Source organism: Micromonospora sp. BQ11 (assembly GCF_052068135.1).
Taxonomy (GTDB): Bacteria; Actinomycetota; Actinomycetes; order Mycobacteriales; family Micromonosporaceae; genus Micromonospora.
This window is the reverse complement of record NZ_JBQHDB010000010.1, coordinates 53,016-73,273: the sequence shown is the minus strand read 5'-3', so window position 1 is coordinate 73,273 and position 20,258 is coordinate 53,016. Positions and strand designations below refer to the sequence as shown.

General features: G+C 72.9%; 20 protein-coding genes. 14 read left to right on the top strand and 6 right to left on the bottom strand.

Going from position 1 to position 20,258, the window contains the following annotated elements:
* The first annotated feature begins 70 nt into the window (after positions 1–70).
* Entirely contained in the window at positions 71–2,839 is a 2,769-nt protein-coding gene (purL, locus tag ACTMSW_RS21110; protein WP_441182365.1) for a phosphoribosylformylglycinamidine synthase subunit PurL, read from the top strand.
* A gap of 4 nt (positions 2,840–2,843) precedes the next feature.
* Positions 2,844–3,599: a 2-phosphosulfolactate phosphatase gene (locus ACTMSW_RS21105; protein WP_441182364.1), complete on the top strand. Its 756-nt coding sequence runs from the start codon at positions 2,844–2,846 to the stop codon at positions 3,597–3,599.
* 129 nt (positions 3,600–3,728) lie between these two features.
* Here ACTMSW_RS21105 and ACTMSW_RS21100 read toward each other — a convergent pair whose 3' ends face one another.
* Complete coding sequence (locus ACTMSW_RS21100; RefSeq protein WP_441182363.1) at positions 3,729–5,777, bottom strand: carboxypeptidase-like regulatory domain-containing protein; 2,049 nt, start codon at positions 5,775–5,777, stop codon at positions 3,729–3,731.
* 161 nt (positions 5,778–5,938) lie between these two features.
* Here ACTMSW_RS21100 and ACTMSW_RS21095 point away from each other — a divergent pair, with 161 nt between their 5' ends.
* From ACTMSW_RS21095 to amcA, 5 genes are all read left to right on the top strand, one after another.
* Positions 5,939–6,325, top strand: coding sequence for a sterol carrier family protein (locus ACTMSW_RS21095; RefSeq protein ID WP_441182362.1), 387 nt, complete (start codon positions 5,939–5,941; stop codon positions 6,323–6,325).
* 134 nt (positions 6,326–6,459) lie between these two features.
* Positions 6,460–7,992 (top strand): amidophosphoribosyltransferase, encoded by a 1,533-nt coding sequence (gene purF / locus ACTMSW_RS21090; protein ID WP_441182361.1) that lies wholly within the window; start codon positions 6,460–6,462, stop codon positions 7,990–7,992.
* A gap of 55 nt (positions 7,993–8,047) precedes the next feature.
* A complete protein-coding gene (purM, locus tag ACTMSW_RS21085) occupies positions 8,048–9,202 on the top strand; it encodes a phosphoribosylformylglycinamidine cyclo-ligase (RefSeq protein ID WP_441182359.1) in 1,155 nt (384 codons plus the stop codon).
* A gap of 166 nt (positions 9,203–9,368) precedes the next feature.
* Positions 9,369–10,472 carry a cyclophane-forming radical SAM peptide maturase AmcB gene (gene amcB, locus ACTMSW_RS21080; protein ID WP_441182563.1) on the top strand — a complete coding sequence of 368 codons (1,104 nt, stop codon included), beginning with the start codon at positions 9,369–9,371 and terminating at the stop codon, positions 10,470–10,472.
* Entirely contained in the window at positions 10,441–10,677 is a 237-nt protein-coding gene (gene amcA / locus ACTMSW_RS21075; protein WP_441182358.1) for a multiple cyclophane-containing RiPP AmcA, read from the top strand. The genes amcB and amcA overlap by 32 nt, the downstream gene beginning before the upstream one ends.
* Positions 10,678–10,818: 141 nt before the next feature.
* On the opposite strand, the gene ACTMSW_RS21070 is transcribed toward amcA, so the two are convergent.
* Together ACTMSW_RS21070 and ACTMSW_RS21065 are read right to left on the bottom strand one after the other, a co-directional pair.
* A complete protein-coding gene (locus ACTMSW_RS21070; protein ID WP_441182356.1) occupies positions 10,819–11,034 on the bottom strand; it encodes a DUF3073 domain-containing protein in 216 nt (71 codons plus the stop codon).
* Between the two features lie 301 nt (positions 11,035–11,335).
* Positions 11,336–12,418 (bottom strand): Glu/Leu/Phe/Val family dehydrogenase, encoded by a 1,083-nt coding sequence (locus ACTMSW_RS21065; RefSeq protein ID WP_441182355.1) that lies wholly within the window; start codon positions 12,416–12,418, stop codon positions 11,336–11,338.
* Between the two features lie 236 nt (positions 12,419–12,654).
* Between ACTMSW_RS21065 and ACTMSW_RS21060 the strand changes: the two genes are divergently transcribed.
* Entirely contained in the window at positions 12,655–13,494 is an 840-nt protein-coding gene (locus ACTMSW_RS21060; RefSeq protein ID WP_441182354.1) for a hypothetical protein, read from the top strand.
* 250 nt (positions 13,495–13,744) lie between these two features.
* Positions 13,745–13,954, top strand: coding sequence for a BldC family transcriptional regulator (locus tag ACTMSW_RS21055; protein WP_007073996.1), 210 nt, complete (start codon positions 13,745–13,747; stop codon positions 13,952–13,954).
* A 96-nt stretch (positions 13,955–14,050) separates the two neighbouring features.
* Here the strand turns inward: ACTMSW_RS21055 and ACTMSW_RS21050 are convergent, their stop codons facing one another.
* Complete coding sequence (locus ACTMSW_RS21050; RefSeq protein WP_441182353.1) at positions 14,051–14,431, bottom strand: PPOX class F420-dependent oxidoreductase; 381 nt, start codon at positions 14,429–14,431, stop codon at positions 14,051–14,053.
* 54 nt (positions 14,432–14,485) lie between these two features.
* On the opposite strand from ACTMSW_RS21050, the gene ACTMSW_RS21045 reads away from it, so the two are divergent.
* Complete coding sequence (locus ACTMSW_RS21045) at positions 14,486–15,262, top strand: class I SAM-dependent methyltransferase (protein ID WP_441182352.1); 777 nt, start codon at positions 14,486–14,488, stop codon at positions 15,260–15,262.
* A gap of 52 nt (positions 15,263–15,314) precedes the next feature.
* Here the strand turns inward: ACTMSW_RS21045 and ACTMSW_RS21040 are convergent, their stop codons facing one another.
* A complete protein-coding gene (locus tag ACTMSW_RS21040) occupies positions 15,315–15,611 on the bottom strand; it encodes a hypothetical protein (RefSeq protein ID WP_441182351.1) in 297 nt (98 codons plus the stop codon).
* 287 nt (positions 15,612–15,898) lie between these two features.
* On the opposite strand from ACTMSW_RS21040, the gene ACTMSW_RS21035 reads away from it, so the two are divergent.
* Positions 15,899–16,795 carry a 3-hydroxyacyl-CoA dehydrogenase family protein gene (locus tag ACTMSW_RS21035; RefSeq protein WP_441182350.1) on the top strand — a complete coding sequence of 299 codons (897 nt, stop codon included), beginning with the start codon at positions 15,899–15,901 and terminating at the stop codon, positions 16,793–16,795.
* On the top strand, positions 16,792–17,535 hold the full coding sequence (locus ACTMSW_RS21030; RefSeq protein WP_441182349.1) for an enoyl-CoA hydratase/isomerase family protein: 744 nt from the start codon (positions 16,792–16,794) through the stop codon (positions 17,533–17,535). Before ACTMSW_RS21035 ends, ACTMSW_RS21030 begins: the two co-directional genes overlap by 4 nt.
* Positions 17,536–17,598: 63 nt before the next feature.
* On the opposite strand, the gene ACTMSW_RS21025 is transcribed toward ACTMSW_RS21030, so the two are convergent.
* Positions 17,599–18,948: an ABC transporter substrate-binding protein gene (locus tag ACTMSW_RS21025; RefSeq protein WP_441182348.1), complete on the bottom strand. Its 1,350-nt coding sequence runs from the start codon at positions 18,946–18,948 to the stop codon at positions 17,599–17,601.
* Positions 18,949–19,101: 153 nt separating this feature from the next.
* Here ACTMSW_RS21025 and ACTMSW_RS21020 point away from each other — a divergent pair, with 153 nt between their 5' ends.
* Together ACTMSW_RS21020 and ACTMSW_RS21015 are read left to right on the top strand one after the other, a co-directional pair.
* Entirely contained in the window at positions 19,102–19,491 is a 390-nt protein-coding gene (locus ACTMSW_RS21020) for a hypothetical protein (RefSeq protein WP_441182347.1), read from the top strand.
* Between the two features lie 55 nt (positions 19,492–19,546).
* Positions 19,547–20,248 (top strand): DUF2786 domain-containing protein, encoded by a 702-nt coding sequence (locus ACTMSW_RS21015; RefSeq protein ID WP_441182346.1) that lies wholly within the window; start codon positions 19,547–19,549, stop codon positions 20,246–20,248.
* The last annotated feature ends 10 nt before the right edge of the window (positions 20,249–20,258 follow it).

Below are 20,258 nucleotides of genomic sequence, written 5' to 3'. Positions count from 1 at the left end.
CCGTGCGCGGCGGCATCATCGGTCAGCTCACCCGCCCCCGGGGCGGTCACGAGCGCAGCGAGGAGAGGTCATGACCACCCAGGACCCGGTACGGGACAGCGCGGACGCCTTCCCGGCCGCCCCGGCGCAGCCCGCCGCACCGCGTGCGACCGCCGCCGTGCCGCCGCCCGGTCCGGCCCGGCACGCCGAGCCGGCCGACGACTGGGCCGACGGCCTGGACACCGTGCCGCGCGCCGGTGGCACCCCCGGCGAGCTGCAGCCGTACGCGGAGCTGGGTCTCCGCGACGACGAGTACGACCGGATCCGGCAGGTCCTCGGTCGCCGGCCCACGCAGGCCGAGCTGGCGATGTACTCGATCATGTGGAGTGAGCACTGCTCCTACAAGTCGAGCAAGGTGCACCTGCGCCAGTTCAGCGAGAAGGCGCCGCCGAGCGACCGGATGCTCGCCGGCATCGGCGAGAACGCCGGCGTCGTGCAGATCTCCGACGAGCTGGCGGTGACCTTCAAGGTCGAGTCGCACAACCACCCGAGCTTCGTCGAGCCGTACCAGGGCGCGGCGACCGGTGTCGGCGGCATCGTCCGGGACATCCTCGCCATGGGCGCCCGCCCGGTCGCCGTGATGGACCCGCTGCGCTTCGGCGCCGCCGACCACCCGGACACCGCCCGGGTGCTGCCCGGCGTGGTCGCCGGCGTCGGCGGCTACGGCAACTGCCTCGGCCTGCCCAACATCGGCGGCGAGGTCGTCTTCGACCCCTGCTACCAGGGCAACCCGCTGGTCAACGCGCTCTGCCTCGGCGTGCTGCCGGTCAGCCGGCTGCAGAACAAGGCCGCCGCCGGCCCCGGCAACGTCGTCGTGCTGATTGGCGCGCGGACCGGCCGGGACGGCATCGGCGGCGTGTCGGTGCTCGCCAGCGCCACCTTCGACGAGGGCAGCGAGCAGCGTCGCCCGTCGGTGCAGGTCGGGGACCCGTTCATGGAGAAGCTGCTCATCGAGGCGTGCCTGGAGCTGTACGACGCCGAGCTGGTGGTCGGCATCCAGGACCTGGGCGGCGCCGGGCTGACCTGCGCGCTCACCGAGACCGCCGCGGCGGCCGGCACCGGCATGCGGGTCTGGCTGGAGCGGGTGCCGCTGCGCGAGGCCTCGATGGAGCCGCACGAGATCCTCGCCAGCGAGTCCCAGGAGCGGATGCTGCTGGTCGTCGAGCCGGAGAAGCTGGAGGCGGTGCTCAAGACCGCCGAGAAGTGGGGCGTCTGGGCCACCGCGATCGGCGAGGTCACCCCGCCGTCCCCGGACGGCCAGCCCGGCCGGCTGCTGATCACCTGGCGGGACCAGCTCGTGGTCGACGTCCCGCCGGGTTCGCTGGTCGACGACGGCCCGGTGTACGCCCGCCCGATGCGCGAGCCGGCCGACCTGATCCTGCTCCAGGCCGATCGCGCCGAGACGCTGCCCCGCCCGGCCGACCCGGACGCGCTGCGGGAGACCGTGCTGCGGATGATCGCGTCGCCGAACCTGTGCGACAAGACCTGGGTCACCGAGCAGTACGACCGCTACGTGCTGGGCAACACCGTGCTCGCCCAGCCGGAGGACTCCGGCGTGATCCGGATCGACGAGCGGACCGGCCTCGGCGTGGCGCTCTCGGTGGACGGCAACGGCCGGTACGCGCGCCTCGACCCGTACCACGGCGCCAAGCTGGCACTGGCCGAGGCGTACCGGAACGTGGCCGTGACCGGCGCGAAGCCGATCGCCGTCACCGACTGCCTGAACTTCGGCTCGCCGGAGGACCCGGGCGTGATGTGGCAGTTCGCCGAGGCCGTCCGCGGCCTGGCCGACGGCTGCGCCGAACTGGGCATCCCGGTGACCGGTGGAAACGTCAGCTTCTACAACCAGACCGGTGCGGCGGCCATCCACCCCACCCCGGTGGTGGGTGTGCTCGGCGTGCTCGACAACGTCGCGGACCGGGTGCCGATGGGCTTCGCGCCGCGCCCCGGCGGCGAGCACGACCAGCTCTACCTGCTCGGCGAGACCCACGTGGAGCTGTCCGGCTCCGAGTGGGCGTGGGTGACCCACGAGCACCTCGGCGGCGTACCCCCGCAGGTCGACCTGGCCCGGGAGAAGACGCTGGGTGACCTGATGGCGGAGGCCGCGCGGGTCGGGCACCTCAGCTCGGCGCACGACCTCTCCGACGGCGGTCTCGCGCAGAGCCTGGTGGAGTCCTGCCTGCGGCGCGGTGTCGGCGCCCGCATCGCGGTGCCGGAGCGGTTCGCCGGCGGTTCCATGCCGTTCGTCTACCTGTTCAGCGAGTCGGCGGGCCGGGTCCTGGTGTCGGTGCCGCGCGGTCGGGAGAAGGCGTTCACCGCCCTCTGCGCCGAGCGTGGGGTGCCGTTCGAGCTGATCGGCGTCACCGACCCGACCGGCGGCGCGCTGGAGGTGCACGGCCAGTTCCGGATCGGCCTGGACGAGCTGCGGGCGGCCCACGGTGCCACGCTGCCGCGCCTCTTCGGTGGTGCGGAGGTCGTCGAGGTTCCGGCGCCCGCGGCCGGCGTGGCCGGTGCCGTCGAGGCGGTGCCGCTGCCGGTCGCCGAGCCGGCCGGACAGCCGCCGCTGGACCCGGCGGACGTGGTGTCCGAGCCGATCGCGTCGTCCGGTCCGGTGCCGACCACCGGTGCCGTCACCCCCGTCGCCGCTCCCGGCGAGCCGGACGCCCCTGCCGCTGCCGCGCCTCCGTCCGAGGAGCCGGCCGAGCCGGCCGGTCCGGCGTCGCCGGCGGCGGACCCCACCGGGGCGACCGCCCCGGAGCCCGGTGACACCGAGCAGCCCCCCGCGCCCGATAAGCGCTGAGGCATTGGCCGCGGCCGTCCACGCCCAACCCGGTTCCGGCGCTCGTTTCGACTGGGGGCTGGCGGGGGCGGCCGAGCTCGGCCGGGTCTGCGCCGCCCTGGTGGTGGTGGACGTGCTCTCGTTCACCACCGCCGTGGAGGTCGCCGTCGGGCGGGGCATCCGCGTACACCCCTTCCCCTGGGGTGAGCAGGCCGACGACTACGCCGTGCGGGTCGGCGCGGTGGCCGCCGTCGGCCGCCGTCAGACCAGCCCCGAGCGGCCGTGGTCGCTCTCGCCGGCGGCGCTGGTCGCCGCGCCGTTCGTCACCGACCTGGTGCTTCCCTCGCCGAACGGCTCGGCCATCAGCGCCGCCGCCAGCGCCACTGGGATTCCGGTGGTCGCGGCCTGCCTGCGCAACGCCGGCGCCGTCGGGCGGTGGCTGCGCCGCCAGGGGTACGGCTCGACGGACGCCCCGGTCGGGGTGGTGGCCTCCGGGGAGCGTTGGCCGGACGGCTCACTGCGGCCCAGTGTGGAGGATCAGCTCGGGGCGGCGAGCGTGCTCGACGCCCTCTCCGGTGTACCCGGTGGCCTCTCCGTCGAGGCCGCGACGGCGCTCGCCGCCCTGGCCAGCATCCCCGACGTGCCGGCGGCCGTACGCGGCAGCGTGTCCGGCCGGGAACTCATCGAGGGCGGCTTCGCCGAGGACGTCGAGATCGCCGTCGAGGCCGACGCGTCCGACGTGGTGCCGCTGCTGCGGAGCGGCGTCTTCTCCGCCGCCTGAACGATCCGTCCGCGCGGGACCTCGTCCGGCTCCGGTCGGCACCGCCGGTACGACGAAGGGCCGCCCGGATCCGGGCGGCCCTTCGTCGTTGTCGTCATGCCGGTCGGTCGCGAGGACCCGGCCCGAGGATCAGTCGTCGAGCCAGTCCAGCCGACGGCCGCCCCGCTCCGGGGCCGGCGGCCCGTCGGGTCGAGCGCGACCGGTCTGCGCCGGATCGCCGTAGGGCGCTCCGCCGTACCCGGGCTGGTCGTAGCCGGCGCGGTCGTCGTACCCACCGTGCGGGGCGGCCGGTTCCTGGCCGTAGCCGCCGGCTTGGCCGTAGCCGCCGCCGGATCCGTAGCCGCCCTGGTCGTAGCCGGCGTGGTCGTCGTAGCCGCCGCGCGGGGCGGGCGGTTCCTGGCCGTAGCCCGCGCCGTGCTGGGCCGGCGGCTCCTGGACGTACCCCCCGGACGGGGCGGGCGGTTCCTGGCCGTAGCCGCCGGCCTGGCCGTAGCCGCCGCCGGATCCGTAGCCGCCCTGGTCGTACCCGCCCCGGTCGTCGTACCCGCCGGCCTGGCCGTAGCCACCGGTCGGCTCGGCGCCGCCCTGGCCGTACGGTGCCGGCTCGGGATCGCCGTAGCCCGGCTCCGGCTGGTACATGCCGGTCGCGTAGGGGTCGGCGGCAGCCGGGTACTGCGTGGCGTCGCCGGTGTAGCGGCCGGTCGGCTCGTCGTAACGCTCGCCGTAGCCGGGAGCGGCGCCACCGGGGGCCGGGGGATAGCCGGCCGGGGCGGCCGGGGCGGCGTAGTCGTTGCCGCCGTAGCCGCCACCGGACGCCGGGGCGTTGCCGTAGCCGCCACCCGAGGCGGGCGCGACGCCGTAGCCGCCGGCCGGGGCCGCGTTGCCGTAGCCGCCGCCGGAGGACGGGGCGTTGCCGTACGCGCCGGCCGCGCCGTAGCCGCCCGCGCCGGCGGGCTCGTCGCCGTAGCCGTTGCCGGCCCAGCCGCCCTGACCGCCGACAGCGCCGTACGGCTGCGGGGGAGCGCCGTACGGGTCCGGCGGCACGTCGTCGACCACCGGGCGGTGCATCATGGTCGGTGCCTCGCTGAGCGCGGCACCGCCCACCATCGTCGGGTCGGGTCCGACACCACTCACCACGCGGGTGTGGTCGTCCGCGCCCCGGTACGCGCCACGGGCGGCCGGCACGGCACCCGCCGCGGCGGCGGCACCCACGGGGGCGTCGTCGTCGCCGCTGTCCCGGCGCCGCATCCAGAGCAGCACGATGGTGCCGACACCGGCGGCGACGAGCAGGCCACCCAGCAGGATGATCAGCAGGGATCCCATCCCGCCGGAGTCCTCGTCGCTGGCGGCGGTCGGCGCGCCCGCGGCGGTCTCGCTCGCCTCGTCGGTCGGTTCGTCGGTCGTCTCCTCGGTCGGCGCGGCCGACTCGCTCGCCGACGGGGTCGGGCTCGGGGTCGCCTCGGTCTTGAGGTTGAGCGTGAGGCGCTGGCCGGTGATCGACTGGCCGGCGGAGGCGTTGAGGTTCTTCGTCACGGTGACGCTGTCGAAACTCGCGCCGATGTCGATGCGTCCCGGAGCGATCGGCTTCTCGCTGGTGCCGGTGAACCGGAAGTTGCCGCTGCCGTCGCTGATGGCGTCCAGCTGCCGGCCGGCGGAGTCCTTGAGGGCGACGTAGGCGTTCGGCACGGCCGCGCCGTCCTGGTTGACGACCTTGCCGGAGACCGACCGGACCGTCTGCGTCTGCTCCTGCGTCGGCGGGGTCGACGGCGGTGGCGCGGCCGCGGCCCGGACCGTCAGGTCGAAGCTGTCGGTGTCCCCCTCACCGGCCGCGACGGTCACGTTCTGCCGGTCGACGCCCGGAGCGTTACCCGCCGCCTGCAGGCGGATCTTGTGCGGAGTGGTCTGCCCCCCGGGCAGGAGAGGCACCGTCCCACACCCGGCGCACGTGACTCCCTGGGGAAGTCCGTCGAGATTGATGGTGGCGGTCGTCTCGTTGTTCACGGCCTTGAGCGAGACGGTGACCGACGTCTCGTTACCCGCCTGAACGGTGGCGGACTTCGGCGACACCGAGACATCGGCGGCCATCGCCGGAGTGGCGGGGACGGTGAGCAGGGCGCCGAAGACCAGCGCCACGACCACACCCGCCCGCTGCTTCCAGGCACGTCGGTGTGTTGACACGTCCACCGCCTTCCGGACTTGGTCCCCCTGGCGGCCGGCGGCGCCGGGCCGGGGATCATCACGGTACGAATACGCCGTCGGCAACTATGCCTTGTCTGACCGGATCAGCGCGACCCAGGGCCAGCGCGCGCCGCGCTCCGCGCAGGTCGTATCGTCCCGTCGTGTCCTCTCCGCACGTTAAGTCCGCCACAGTCGCGGCGGCGTTGTCAGCGCTCGATGAGGGGCGTACGCCCGAGCGGCCGGTCTTCCGGGATGCGGTACGTGCCCTGTTGACCGCCCTCGCGGAGCGCGCCCCCGGCCGATCGGTGGAGGTGCGTGTCCCACCTTACGGTGCAGTTCAATGCGTTCCGGGTCCTCGACACACCCGTGGCACGCCGCCGAACGTGGTCGAGACGGATCCGGAGACCTGGTTGAGGTTGGCGGTCGGGCGGCTCGACTGGGCGGAAGCCGTCACTCAGGGTCGCGTACGGGTGAGTGGAAATCGGGCGGATCTCTCCGCGTACCTCCCTCTGGAGCTGGGCGGACACCCATCGACCAGCGACGCATAGCAGCGAGTGCGTGACTTTATGTGTTGACATCGGTTCGCGTACACTGTCAGGCGACGACAGTGGTCCCGGCTGCCGTGCGGATCCGCCCCCGTGACTCCGCCAGGCCGGTCCAGACCAGCATGAGGGAGCGGCACGTGCCCCGAGGCGATGGCCGGCTGAGCCACGACCTTGATCCCCAACGACCCGGTCCCCAGGACGCCTGTGGCGTCTTCGGCGTCTGGGCGCCGGGTGAAGAGGTCGCCAATCTGACCTACTTCGGGCTGTACGCGTTGCAGCACCGGGGGCAGGAGGCGGCCGGCATCGCGGTCAGCGACGGCTCCGGGGTGGTGGTCTACAAGGACCTCGGTCTGGTCGCCCAGGTCTTCGACGAGCCGACCCTGGCCAGCCTGCGCGGCCACGTGGCGATCGGGCACGCCCGCTACTCCACCACCGGTGGTTCGACCTGGGAGAACGCCCAGCCGACCATCCGGTCCACCACCTCCGGCACCACGATCGCGCTGGCCCACAACGGCAATCTGGTCAACACCACCGACCTCCAGAAGGAGGTCGCCGAGCGGGGCCTGGTCGCCGACGGCGCGACCAACGACACCTCGCTGGTCACGATGCTGCTGGCGAGCAGGCCGGACCTGTCGGTGGAGGCCGCGGCGCTGGAGGTGCTGCCCCAGCTGCGGGGCGCGTTCAGCTTCGTCTTCATGGACGAGACGACGCTCTACGCCGCCCGCGACCCGCACGGCGTACGCCCGCTGGTGCTGGGGCGGCTGGAGCGGGGCTGGGTGGTGGCCAGCGAGACCGCCGCGCTGGACATCGTCGGCGCGAGCGTGGTCCGTGAGGTGGAGCCGGGCGAGCTGATCGCCATCGACGAGGACGGCCTGCGCTCCACGCGGTTCGCCGCACCGGAGCCGAAGGGCTGTCTCTTCGAGTACGTCTACATCGCGCGCCCGGACGCCACCATCGCCGGGCGCAACGTGCACTCCGCGCGGGTGCAGATCGGCCGCCAGCTCGCCAAGGAGCACCCGGTCGAGGCCGACCTGGTGATCCCGGTGCCGGAGTCGGGCACCCCGGCCGCCATCGGGTACGCCGAGGAGTCCGGCATCACCTACGGCCAGGGCCTGATGAAGAACCCGTACGTGGGCCGCACCTTCATCCAGCCGTCGCAGACGCTGCGCCAGCTCGGCATCCGGCTCAAGCTGAACCCGCTGCGGGAGAACGTCCGGGGCAAGCGGCTGGTCGTGGTCGACGACTCGATCGTGCGCGGCAACACCCAGCGGGCGATCGTGCGGATGCTGCGTGAGGCCGGCGCGCTGGAGGTGCACGTCCGCATCTCCTCGCCACCGGTCAACTGGCCGTGCTTCTACGGCATCGACTTCGCCACCCGGGCCGAGCTGCTGGCCAACGGGCTGGACAACGAGGGCATCCGGCGTTCCATCGGTGCCGACACCCTGGGGTACGTCTCCCTGCCCGGCCTCGTCGCCGCCACCGAGCAGCCGAAGACGCGGCTGTGCCGGGCCTGTTTCGACGGCGAGTACCCGATCGACCTGCCGTCGGGGAACCTGATCGGCAAGCACGTGCTCGAAGGCGTCGGCCGGCGGGTCGCCGCGGCCCCGTCGGAGCAGCACACCCCTCCGCTCGTCGCCACTCCGGGCGGCGGCACCACCCACCGCCCGTAGCACCACGGGCGCCGCCGGCCACCCCGTCGGCGCCAGAAACACAAAGGGGAGAAACGTGACGCACGTGTCCGAGCGCAGCGGCGCAGGAAGCAGCCCGACCGGCGCTGGCGGCGACCGCCAGCCGTGGACGGCCGGTGCCGGCCGCCCGGCCCGCAAACGCTCGGTCTCGTACGCGGACGCCGGCGTGTCGATCGAGGCGGGCGACCGTGCGGTGGAGCTGCTCAAGTCGAAGGTGAAGCAGACCCGGCGGCCCGAGGTGATGGGCGACCTGGGTGGCTTCGCCGGCCTGTTCCGACTGGACACGAAGAAGTACAAGAATCCGATCCTGGCCTCCTCCACCGACGGCGTGGGCACCAAGCTGGTGATCGCGCAGCAGATGGACATCCACGACACGGTCGGCATCGACCTGGTCGCCATGGTCGTCGACGACCTGGTCGCCTGCGGTGCGGAGCCGCTGTTCCTGCTGGACTACATCGCCACCGGTGAGGTCGTGCCGGACAAGGTCGCCGAGATCGGCGCCGGCATCGCCGACGGCTGCCGGTACGCGGGTTGTGCCCTGCTGGGCGGCGAGACCGCCGAGCACCCCGGTGTGCTGCGCCCGGACGAGTACGACATCTCCGCGACCGGCGTCGGCGTGGTGGAGGAGAGCGACATCCTCAGCCCGGAGCGGGTCGAGGTGGGCGACGTGGTGATCGCGATGCGCTCGTCGGGTCTGCACTCCAACGGCTACTCGCTGGTCCGGCACGTGCTGCTCGGTGCGGGCCGGATGCGGCTGGACGTCGTGATCGACGATTTTGGCCGGCAGCGGACGCTCGGTGAGGAGCTGCTGACCCCCACCAAGATCTACGCGCAGGACTGCCTCAAGCTGATCGCCGAGGCCGAGGTGCGGGCGCTGGCCCACGTGACCGGCGGTGGCATCCCCGGCAACCTGGTGCGGGTCCTGCCGGAGCACGTCGACGCGGTGGTCAACCGTTCCACCTGGAAGCCGCAGCCGGTCTTCGACCTGATCCAGTCCAAGGGCCGGATCGAGGACCCGGAGATGGAGGCGACCTTCAACATGGGCGTCGGCATGTTCGCCATCGTGTCGTCCGAGGACGCCGACCGTGCGCTGGCCACGCTGACCGGCCGCGGCGTCGAGGCCTGGCAGGTCGGCGAGATCATCGAGGGTTCCGGGAACGTGCAGATGATCGGGCAGCACACCCGAGGATGATCACGCTCCGGTGATCGTCCGGGCACTTGATCAGGGGTTCACCCGAGTGGCCAATGCCGCCTAGCCTGAAGGGCACCCTCAACCCCGCCGTGCACCTCCAGGTGCCGGCGGACCTTCAGGCGACGGCGGGAGGGCGATGGCTGCCCGGGGACGTTCGACCAGCGGGATGCGCGGCCTGGCCGCGGTTCCGTCGTACGTCGTGATGCAGCCGACGACCCTCTGCAACCTCGACTGTGCGTACTGCTATCTGCCGTTCCGGGCTTCGGACCGACGCATGACGGTGGCGGTGGCGGAGGCGGTCGCGGCCTCGGTCAACCCGTGGGCGGTCGCGGGGCGGTTCTCGGTGGTGTGGCACGGCGGGGAGCCCCTGGCCGCCGGCCGGGCGCACCTGGCCGCCCTGCTCGCGCCGTTCGGGCCGGAGGTGGAGCACCACGTCCAGACCAACGCCACGTTGATCGACGACGAGTGGTGCGCCTTCTTCGTCGAGCACGGGATGCGCGTCAGTGTGAGCGTGGACGGGCCGCGGGAGCGCAACGGCGACCGGGTCACCCGGGCCGGCCGGCCGGCGTACGACCGGATCGTGCGCGGCGTCGCGGCGCTGCGGCGGCACGGGTTGCCGTTCTCGGCGCTCGCGGTGGTGGCCCGCCCGGAGCCCGGCCTGGCCACCGAGCTGTACGAGTACTTCCTCGACCTGGGCTGCGATGTCCTCGGGGTCAACATCGAGGAGACCGAGGGCGTCAACACGCGCGACAACACCTGGGACGCGGCCACGGTGACGGCGTTCTGGGCCGAGCTGGTGGCGGCATGGCGCCGGGCGCCGTCGATCCACCTGCGGGAGGTCGAGTGGTCCCTGCGGTACGCGGCAGCGGTGCTCGACGGCACGGCGGACGGTCTGCTGCCCCGCCAGCTGGACCCGATCCCGACGGTCGGGCACGACGGTTCGGTGACCGTGCTCTCGCCCGAGCTGGCCGGCTTCACCGATGTCCGTTACGGCGACTTCAGCAGCGGCAACGTGCTGACCACCCCGCTGGGGCAGATCCTCCAGGGTGCGGAGCGCACCCCATGGGTCGGCGAGTTCCTCACCGGCGTGGAAGCGTGCCGTGCGAGCTGCCCCTACTTCGGCTTCTGTGGCGGCGGTCACGCCGCCAACCGTTACTTCGAGTTGGGGCGTTTCGACGGTACGGAGACCGAGCACTGCCGCAACAGCAAGATCCGCCTACTGGAGGGAGTGTTGGAGCATGCGCGAGACCACGAGTCACCGGCAGCCTGAGCGCGGAACGGGTGCCGCATCGGATGAGGTCGCCGACCGGGTGCGGAACGCCGCGTCGGGCCTGACCGCGCTGCTGGCCGAGGCCGAGGCCGCGCGCAGACTCCGGGCGGAGGTGGCGGGCGGCGACGGCGCGAGCGCGGTCTGCGCCTGGAACCACTTCGAGAACATCCCGACGTTCTACAACTGGAACAACCGACCGCGCTGAAGGTGGCCGGGATCAGGGACCTTCCGCTACGCCGGACGGATGTCCGGTACGGCAAGGTCCCCGATCGTCGGTCTGCTGCCGCCCCCGACGGGCACACGCGTGAGCACGCGGTGTTACCGCGTGCTCAGCTGCGACGGGAGGTCAACGAGTTGGGCGGACCCACTGATCCGGGTCCTCGTCCGCGTGATCCTCATCATCGTCGTCGACATACTCTTTGTAGTCGTCGTCGAAGTTGTGCTCAGACTTACCAGCACCTGCCAGTTCGCGCTGCAAGGCGGTGAGGTCGGTGTTCGGGGAGTGGTACTTCAACTCCCGGGCCACCTTCGTCTGCTTGGCCTTAGCACGGCCGCGCCCCATGGCTCGACCCCCTCGCACAGAATGCGGGGCAGCCCGAAGGCGGGCCCCGATGACGTCAGGCATCTCTCGTGGCTCTTACGGTACATGGGGATGCCGCCGTTCGGCACCTCGGGTTACCGTCGACCGGCTCCGCGCGTCGCGGTGATCCGGCCGTCACAAATTGTACCCGGTAAGGAGTGAAGCCGGGAGCGGCCGTGACACCGGACAAACGCCCTCAAACTGGCCTCATGTCCAGCTTAACGGTGTGGCCGCCCCGGCGGTGTTCCCGGGGGCGGAAAGTCCGCTCCGCCCCCGGTGACACTCACGGCAGGTGGATCGTGCGCAGCCGGCCGACGTCGGCCATCCGCCGCTCGGCGAGCCGGTCCGCCGCCACCGCCGGCGGGACGCCCTCGGCGTCGGCCAGGCGGAGGATCTCCCGGGTGGTGTCGAAGATCCTGGTGGCGCGCAGCTTGGCCCGGTCGAAGTTGAAGCCCTCGATCTCGTCGGCCACCTGGATCACCCCACCGGCGTTCACGACGTAGTCGGGGGCGTACAGGATGCCCCGGTCCGCGAGGATCTTCTCGATGCCCGGGTGCGCCAGCTGGTTGTTCGCCGCGCCGGCGACGACCTTCGCCCGCAGCGTCGACACCGTGTCGTCGTCGAGGGCACCACCCAGGGCGCAGGGCGCGTACACGTCGATGTCGGCGGCGACGAGCGCGGCCGCGTCGTCGACGAGCGTGACCTGCGGGTGGGTGGCGCGGGCCCACTTCAGGGCGTTCGGGTTGACGTCGGTCGCGACCACCTCGGCGCCGTCGTCCAGCAGGTGGGCGACGAGGTACTTGCCGACCTTGCCCAGGCCGGCCACGCCGACCCTCTTCCCGTGCAGCGTCGGCGCGCCCCAGGCGTGCTCGGCGGCGGCGCGCATGCCCTGGAAGACACCCCAGGCGGTGAGGATGGAGGAGTCGCCGGCGCCGCCGTGCTCCACGCTGCGCCCGGTGACGTACCGCGTCTCGCGGGCGACCACGTCCATGTCGGCGACGTAGGTGCCGACGTCGCAGGCGGTGTAGTAGCGCCCACCGAGCGACTCCACGAAGCGTCCGTACGCGCGGAGCAGCGCCTCGCTCTTCATCTGCTCGGGGTCACCCCAGATGACCGCCTTGCCTCCACCGAGGTCCAGGCCGGCCAGGGCGTTCTTGTACGCCATGCCGCGCGACAGGTTGAGCACGTCGGCGAGGGCGGCGTCCTCGCTCGCGTACGGGTAGAACCGGGTACCGCCGAGCGCGGGGCCGAGCGCGGTGGAGTAGATGCCGATGATCGCCTTCAGGCCGGTCTGCTTGTCCTGGCAGAACACGACCTGTTCGTGACCGCTCGATTCCTGGTCGACGGTGCTGGCGAATACGCCCATGACTCGCTCCTGGTGTGGGGTGCGGGGTTGCTTCCTTGTGGGACGCGGACCTGTGACTGCCGGCGGGATGGTGCCGGTGTCGCTGAGCCTAGTATCGGCCGATGGCGTCCGGCCGGCCCACGGCGGGCGTGACCGTGCCGCCGAGGGCGGCCCCGGCCGTCCTGGCTGGGGGATCGCGGCACGCGCGACCGCGGCGCCGGTGACGGGCCGGTTCCAATTCGTGGGAGGATCGCGCCGTGCCGTCGCTTTTCGCTTCGTATCTGCGGGTGTACGAGCCGCTGACCGCCTTCGACCGGGACCGCCAGTCGTACTGGCGGCGCTATGTCGAACAGGGGCGGGCCGTGGCCCCCGGTGAGGGGCCGGGCCGGCAGCGGACCTCGGTGATCGCCGCACTCGGCGCCGGTTGGACGCGGCTGCCCGACCTGCCGGACGAGGCGTACGTCCTGGAGGCCGACGACACCCTGCTGGTCTGCCCGTGGAACCTGCGCATCCGGGTGGCGGAGGCGGCGTTGAACGCGCGCGACGGGGTGCCGCCCGTGCTGGCCGACGCCTTCGTCCCGCCGGTGCTCGCCGGTCAGGCCAAGGCTGTGGTGGAGGACTGGCGCAGCGGCGCCCGGGTGCTGGAGCACGGCGTTCCCCGGGTGCACGAGCAGATCGCCACCTGGGGCGTACCCCTGCGGTGGTTCGTGCTCTTCGACGCCGAGGAGCGGCACCACGTCACCCTGCCCGCCCGCCGGGCGCTGCGCTACCGCACGGAGATCTCCAAGGCCCGCCGCCGCTCGTCCCGGGCGCTCTCGGTGCTGCGCAAGTCGGTCGGCGAGGCGCCGATCACCGAGGCGGTCGAGGAGGCGGCCCGGTGGCTGGAGGAGTTCCATCCGCGCTCGGTCGTGGAGCTCGACTACGGCGGCCTGGTGGACCTGCTCTCCGACGAGACGCTGGCGGCGGACGACTCGCCGGAACTGGTCGCGACGGGCCTCGCCGGTCTGTCGCGCGGCGAAGCCGAGGAGGCTTCGGCGGCGTACGACAAGCTGGTGGCCCGTTGGCGTGCGGTGCAGTTGCTGGAGCGGTGCAACTAGGGCAAATTACGCGGGAAGCGCTCCCAAAGCGAGGGCACCTCGTAGTTAACGCATCACGAACCGTGATCATGAGTCCGAATAAGGTACTTTCTTCCGTGTAAAAGTCGCATAATTCGGGCATGGTTCATCCGTCCGTCTAGGGACGTTCGGCCGTTCGGCCCATGTCGGACATCGGGGACTAGCCGGACCATGGGAGACGCGTCGACCGGCGGGACCCCGGCCGATGTCTATACATGTGGAGGAGTGACCGATGGCATCGCGAACGCACGAACCAGAGCCGCTACTCACGCCGGCCGAGGTGGCGTCGATGTTCCGTGTCGACCCGAAGACGGTGACCCGGTGGGCCAAGGCTGGCAAGCTCAGCGCCATCCGCACCCTGGGCGGACACCGTCGGTACCGGGAGTCGGAGGTCAGGGCCCTGCTGCAGGGGCAGATCCCCCAGCAGCGCCAGGGAGACTGACCGGCCGGGAGCCAACCGGACGAGCTGTGCGAAGGGCGGTGGACCGAGGGTCCGCCGCCCTTCGGCGTGACCGGACCCGGATTCCCCGGGGGCCGGTCACTCCGGCACGGTGATCCGGATGCCCACCGTGCCGCTCTCGCCCCGACGCAGCCGGCTACCGAGCAGACTCAGCCGCCCCAGCAGCCGGTACTTCTTCTTCAGCAAATCACGCACCCGGCGGGTGCCCGAAGCGTCGTACAGGGTGGCGTGCGCCGGAACGGCCGGGCCGTGCGGTCGGCCCCGGACGTCGCACGGCGCGACGGTGACGTCCCCGCTGCGCCGGATCCGCTTCACCTTGCCGGAGTCGGACACCGTCCAGACCGCCAGCCCGTCGCCGTCGCGTACCGCCCACACCGGGGTCGGCACCGCACGACCGTCCTTGCGGAAGGTCGTGAGCAGGATGTACTTCTCCGCCGACAGGCGGTCCAGCGTCGTCACGCGGCAAGGATACGGCGGCTGCGACCCGCCGGGCGGAGCGATAGCGTGAACCCCGTGACGGGGGAACCACGGATCGGTGACGTCTTCGGCGAACTGCTGCGGGACGCGCTCGCCGTGGCCACCGGCGTCGGCCCACGACCACTGGCCGGCGGACGCCTGCCCCGGCCCGTCATCGAGGTCATCGAACGCGACGACGGCCTGATCAACGGTGCGCCGGCCGCGCACTACCTGGACGGGCCGGCGGACTGGCAGCCGCACGACCACCGGGCGGTGGACCGCGTACGCGGGGCCACGCTGGACGTGGGCGTCGGCGCGGGGCGGATCGCCCTGCTGCTCCAGGAACGCGGCGTACCGGTGACCGGGCTGGACACCTCGCCCGGCGCCCTCGACGTGTGCCGGCGTCGGGGCGTACGCGACCTGGTCCTCGGCACCGTCGACGACCACGCGGCCGAGGGTCGCCGGTACGACACGTTCCTGCTGCTCGGCAACAACCTCGGCCTGATCGAGGGCCGGGAGCGGGCACCGGGGTTCCTGAGCGCGCTCGCCGCGTTGGCCCGACCCGGCGCCCAGGTCATCGCCCACGGCACCGACCCGTACGGGACCCGGGACCCGCTGCACACCGGCTACCACGAGCACAACCGCCGGCGTGGTCGCCTCGGCGGGCAGCTCCGCCTCCGCCTGCGCTACCGGGAGCTGGGCACCGAGTGGTTCGACTACCTGGTCTGCTCGCCGGAGGAGCTGGCCGAACTGGTGCACGGCAGCCCCTGGCGACTGACCGACGTGGACGACCAGGACGCCCCCTACTACCTGGCGACCCTGCGGCTGCGTTAAGAAGGGCCCCCTGCTATGCACGAGGCGTTAAGCGGGGGCCCTTCCTTACACCTCAGACCTGGACGGTCGGGGGGAGCTGCTGCGGGGGCAGGCCGCCGTCGCCGTCGACCACCGCGTCGGGGGTGCCGTCCTCGTCGAGGTCGACCATCGTGATGTCCACCTTGCCGTCGTGGTCGGTGTCGAACTGGAAGAGGTCGGCCTTGCCGTCGCCGTCCGTGTCGACCACCCAGACGTCGGTCTGACCGTCGTTGTTGGTGTCGGCGCGCAGCAGGTCCACGCGCTCCTCACCACGGGTCTCCACGGTCTCCCCCGCGTCCGTGCTGTGCGCCGTCTCCGGTGCCTGGCTCATGTCGGCTCGTCCTTCCCTCGGTTGATCGGCGTTGTACCCGGTCCGGTCCGCCCCCACGCATGCCGCCCGGTCCGCCGCTGCATAGGGTCCCCCCATGACCGAGTGGAGCGAGCGTCGGCGCGCCGAGCGTGACCGACGTGGCCGCACGAGCGGGCGGAGGGGCGCGGGTGATCCCCGTGGTGCCGCCGAGAGGACCGGGGAGGCGTCATGAGCGAGCGGAGCGAGCGAATCATCGGGTGCAGCGCGTCGGTGCCTCATGCCGGCTCCTCACGGAGCGAGGAGCCGGCATGAGCGAGCGCTGTGTCGTGGTCGGAGCCGGCACGATGGGGCTCGGCATCGCGTACGTGGCGGCGGGCGCCGGCCACGACGTGGAACTGGTCGAGGTGGACCGGGACCGGGGGGCAGCCGCCCTCGCGCGCCTCGGCGAGCTGTGGGACCGCGCGGTCGGGCGGGGCAAGCTCACCGCCGACGAGGCCGCCGCGAACCGGGCCCGGGTGACGCTGCGCGCCGCCCTCACCGAGGTCGCTCCGGAACCCGCCGTCGCCATCGAGGCCGTACCGGAGCGGCTGGACCTCAAGCGTGCGGTGCTCCGCGACGCCGAGGCCCTGCGCCCCGCCCTGCTGGGCAGCAACACCTCCAGCATCCCCATCGGCGAGCTGGCCGACGGGCTGGCCCGGCCGGAGCGCTTCCTCGGGCTGCACTTCTTCAACCCGGTGTGGGCGATGGCCCTGCTGGAGGTCGTGGTCGGCCCGGCCACCGCCGAGGAGACCACCACGGCGGCCGTCGCCCTCGCCGGTCGGCTGGGCAAGGACCCCGTGGTCGTACGCGACATGCCCGGCTTCGCCACCTCCCGGCTCGGCGTGACCCTCGGCCTGGAGGCCATCCGGATGGTCGCCGACGGGGTGGCCGACCCGGCCGACATCGACAAGGCGATGGTGCTCGGCTACCGGCACCCGGTCGGTCCGCTGGAGCTGACCGACCTCGTCGGGCTGGACGTACGGCTGGACATCGCCCGCACCCTCCAGGCCGCGTACGGGGACCGGTTCGCACCGCCGCCGCTGCTGGAGGCGATGGTGACGGCGGGACGGCTGGGCCGGAAGTCCGGGCAGGGCTTCTACCGATGGGTGGACGGGAAACGGGCCGGCGCGGCCGATCTGGCCGGGCTGCTCGGGGGTGACCGGTGAGTGGGCTGCGGATCGAGGAGCGCCCCGACCGGCTGGTCGTCACCCTGGACCGGCCGGAGAAGCGCAACGCCATCGACGCCGACCTGATCGGCGCGCTGCACGAGGTCTGCGCCGAACTGGAGGCCCGGCCGCGCCTGCTGCTGCTCACCGGCGGCACCGAGGGCATCTTCGCCGGCGGTGCGGACATCGGGCAGTTGCGGGAGCGTGGCCGGCTGGACGCCCTCGCCGCCATCAACTCGGCGGCCTTCGCCCGGATCCGGGCACTTCCGATGCCGACGGTCGCGGCCGTCGACGGCCCGGCGCTGGGCGGAGGCGCCGAGCTGGCGTACGCCTGCGACCTGCGGGTCTGCACGGACCGCGCGGTGTTCGGGCAGCCGGAGGTGCGGCTGGGCATCCTGGCCGGTGCCGGCGCGACCCACCGCCTGCCGGCGCTGATCGGCGAGGCGCGGGCCAAGGAACTGCTGTTCACCGGGCGGCGGGTGGACGCGGCGGAGGCGCTGCGGATCGGCCTGGTGAACCGGGTGGTGGCCGAGCCGGGGGAGCTCCTGCCCACGGCGCACGGGCTGCTGGACGAGATGGCCAAGGGTTCCGCGCTGGCGCTGCGGCTGACCAAGCTGGCGGTCGACGCGCCGGCCGCCGCCCACCCCCACCTCGACCTGGTCAGTCAGGCGGTGCTCTTCGAGGACGAGGAGAAGCACCGGCGGATGACGGAGTTCCTCGACCGGCGACGCTCCCGCTGACCCGGAGACGGCGACGGCCGCACCGGTTGCCCGGGGCGGCCGTCGCCGTTCACGCCGTGTCGGTCACTGCCGGAACTGCACGCCCACGTCGGCCAGACCACGGATCACCGCGGCCGACTCACCGAAGCCGATGATGAGTACGGCGTCGGCCCCGAACTCCTTGATGTCCCGGGCGCCGCCGGCGAAGTCGACCGGGTTGGCCTGGGCGTCCTTCGGCGGGACGTAGCTCAGCAGCTTCACCCGGTCCGACCCCATGCCGGCCTGCTCCAGCTCGGCCCGCACCGTCTCCTGGAGGCCCTTGCCGTACGAGTCGTCGCGCGCCACGATCGCGATCTTCTGCGGACCGTCCCGGAGGATCACGTCGGCCAGCGCCCGACCCTGGAGGCTGTCCGGCGGCGAGGTACGGAAGTACAGGCCCTTGTCGTCCAGCTCGGTCAGGCTGGCGTCGGTGTTGGACGGGGAGAAGAGGATCCGCCCCGCCTTCACCACGTCGGGCAGCACCTCGCGGGAGATGCCCGACGCGCCGGCACCGATGATGACGTGCACGCCGGCGCCGACGTGCCGCGCCACGGTGGCCTTGGCGACCGCCACGCTGGTGCCGTCGTCACCGTCGATCCAGACCGCCGGCTCGCCGAGCACACCGCCGGCGGCGTTGACGTCCTTCATCCCCAGCGCGGCGCCGGCGGACAGTGGCGGGTTGGCGATGGCCAGGTCACCCGTCTTCGGCAGCAGGCCGCCCAGGACGAGCGGCGCACCACTGTCGGGGCTGGCCTTGTCGCCGCTCTGCTTCTTCGCCTTCGGCGGCTTCTTCGTGCTCGCGGTCGACTCGCTGCCCGCACCGACGAACTCGGTCTTGCCGTCGTTGAGCTGCTGCCCGTCGAAGTGCAGGGTGGCGTAGCTGGCCGTGGCCGGCTCACCGGCGTCGGTGAAGCCCGCCCGGTTCAGCGAGACGCTGCGGTACTCCACGTCCTTGCCCTCGCGGGCCAGCGCCAGGCAGATCGCCGCCGTCTCGCAGCGCTCACCGCCGTTGGTGACCCCGACGATCTGCTTCGCGACGGCGGCCGGGTCGGTGGTGCCGGCGAGCTGGGCGGCGATCGCGCTGATGACCACCGCGTCGTACGCCTCGGCGGAGTACAGGTAGTCGGTCAGCGTCGGATCGACGGACCGTAGCCGCTCCTTGAAGCTCTCCGGCAACTGCGTCAGCGGGGTGGTGCCTTTCATGCCGTCGACCAGGTTGGCGCGCTCCTTGAGGTCCGCGGCGTACGAGTTGAGCATGTTGCCGTCGGTTCCGTAGAGGCGCACCTGGGTGGTGGTGGCCTCTTCGGGCTCGTCGGTCCCGCAGGCGCTGGTGGCGAGCAGGAACGTCGCGCAGGCGGCCAGGGTGGCTGCCCGCGGGGCGCGTGTCTTGAACATGGTCGTCCTTCCTCCGGCGAAGGTCCGCTGCGCAGATTAGCGTGCCGGTGGTGGCGGCGGACCCACGGAGGCCGCTCAATCCGCAGGTCCACCCTCGCAGTCACGGAGGGTGACGGATTTCTGGTGTTGACCGACGGTCCTACCGTGCTGTGGGTGACCGACTCGCCACAGCAGACGTTCGACGACGCGGCCGCCGTGCTCCGCTCCGCGCTCGCCGGGGACGGCGCCGGCGTCACCGGCACGTTCGACGCGGTCGTCGACCGGTCGGGCCTCGCCGGAGCGTACGGGGTGGCGTGGTGCCTCGCCGCGACGATGGTGGGGGAGGTCGACGCACCCGGCCCGTGCGCGCTGGACTTTCCCGGCATCGACGAGGCCGGGTACGACGCCCGGTGGGTGGCCCGCTTCGTCAGCGCGTACGCGAACGCCGACGACGACACCGGCGCGGCGCTGTTCGGGGCGGCGGCGGCGGACGGGCTGCTGCCCGACTGCCTGCTCACCCTCGCCGGCTCGACGGTGGCCACCCTGCGCAGCCGCACCGACTGACCGGCGGCCCCGGGTCGCCGGCACGCCCACGCCCGGGCGTGGTACTCCTGTGGACATGTCCGAGGCCATGCTGAGCAAGGTGCGCAAGCTGCTGGCCCAGGCGGAGGACCCGGCCTGCACGCCGGCCGAGGCTGCCGCCTTCACGGCCAAGGCGACGGAGCTGATCGCCCGTTACGGCGTGGACCGTGCCCTGCTGGCGGCCCGCGATCCGGCCACCGACCCGGTCGGCGACCGGGTGGTCGAGGTCGTCGCCCCGTACGCCCGGGACAAGGCCGGCCTGCTCGCGGCCGTCGCCGACCCGCTGCGCTGCCGGTGCGTCCGGCGCCGCAGCGGCAACGGCTTCGCGATGCACCTCTTCGGTTTCGCCAGCGACCTGGAACGGGTCGATCTGCTCTTCACCTCGCTGCTGGTGCAGGCCGCGCACGGTCTGGCCGGTGTGCCGGTGCCGCCCGAGGAGCATCCCGCCGCCTTCCGGCGCTCCTGGCTGGCCGGCTTCGCGCAGGTCGTGGCCGTACGGCTGCGGACCGCCGAGGAGGACGCGGCGGCCGACTCGGGCGGCTCCTCGGTGGCTCTGGTGCTGGCCGACCGGTCGGACCGCGTGCAGCGGCGCCTCGCCGAGGTCTACCCCCGGCTGCGGACCGCCGCGCCCCGTCGGCTGGCCGGCTCCGGCTTCGGTTCCGGGGCCGAGGCGGGCCGGCGGGCGGACCTGGGCGGTGCCCGGGTCGGCACCGACCCGCGTCAGGGCATCGAACGCTGACAGTCGGTGT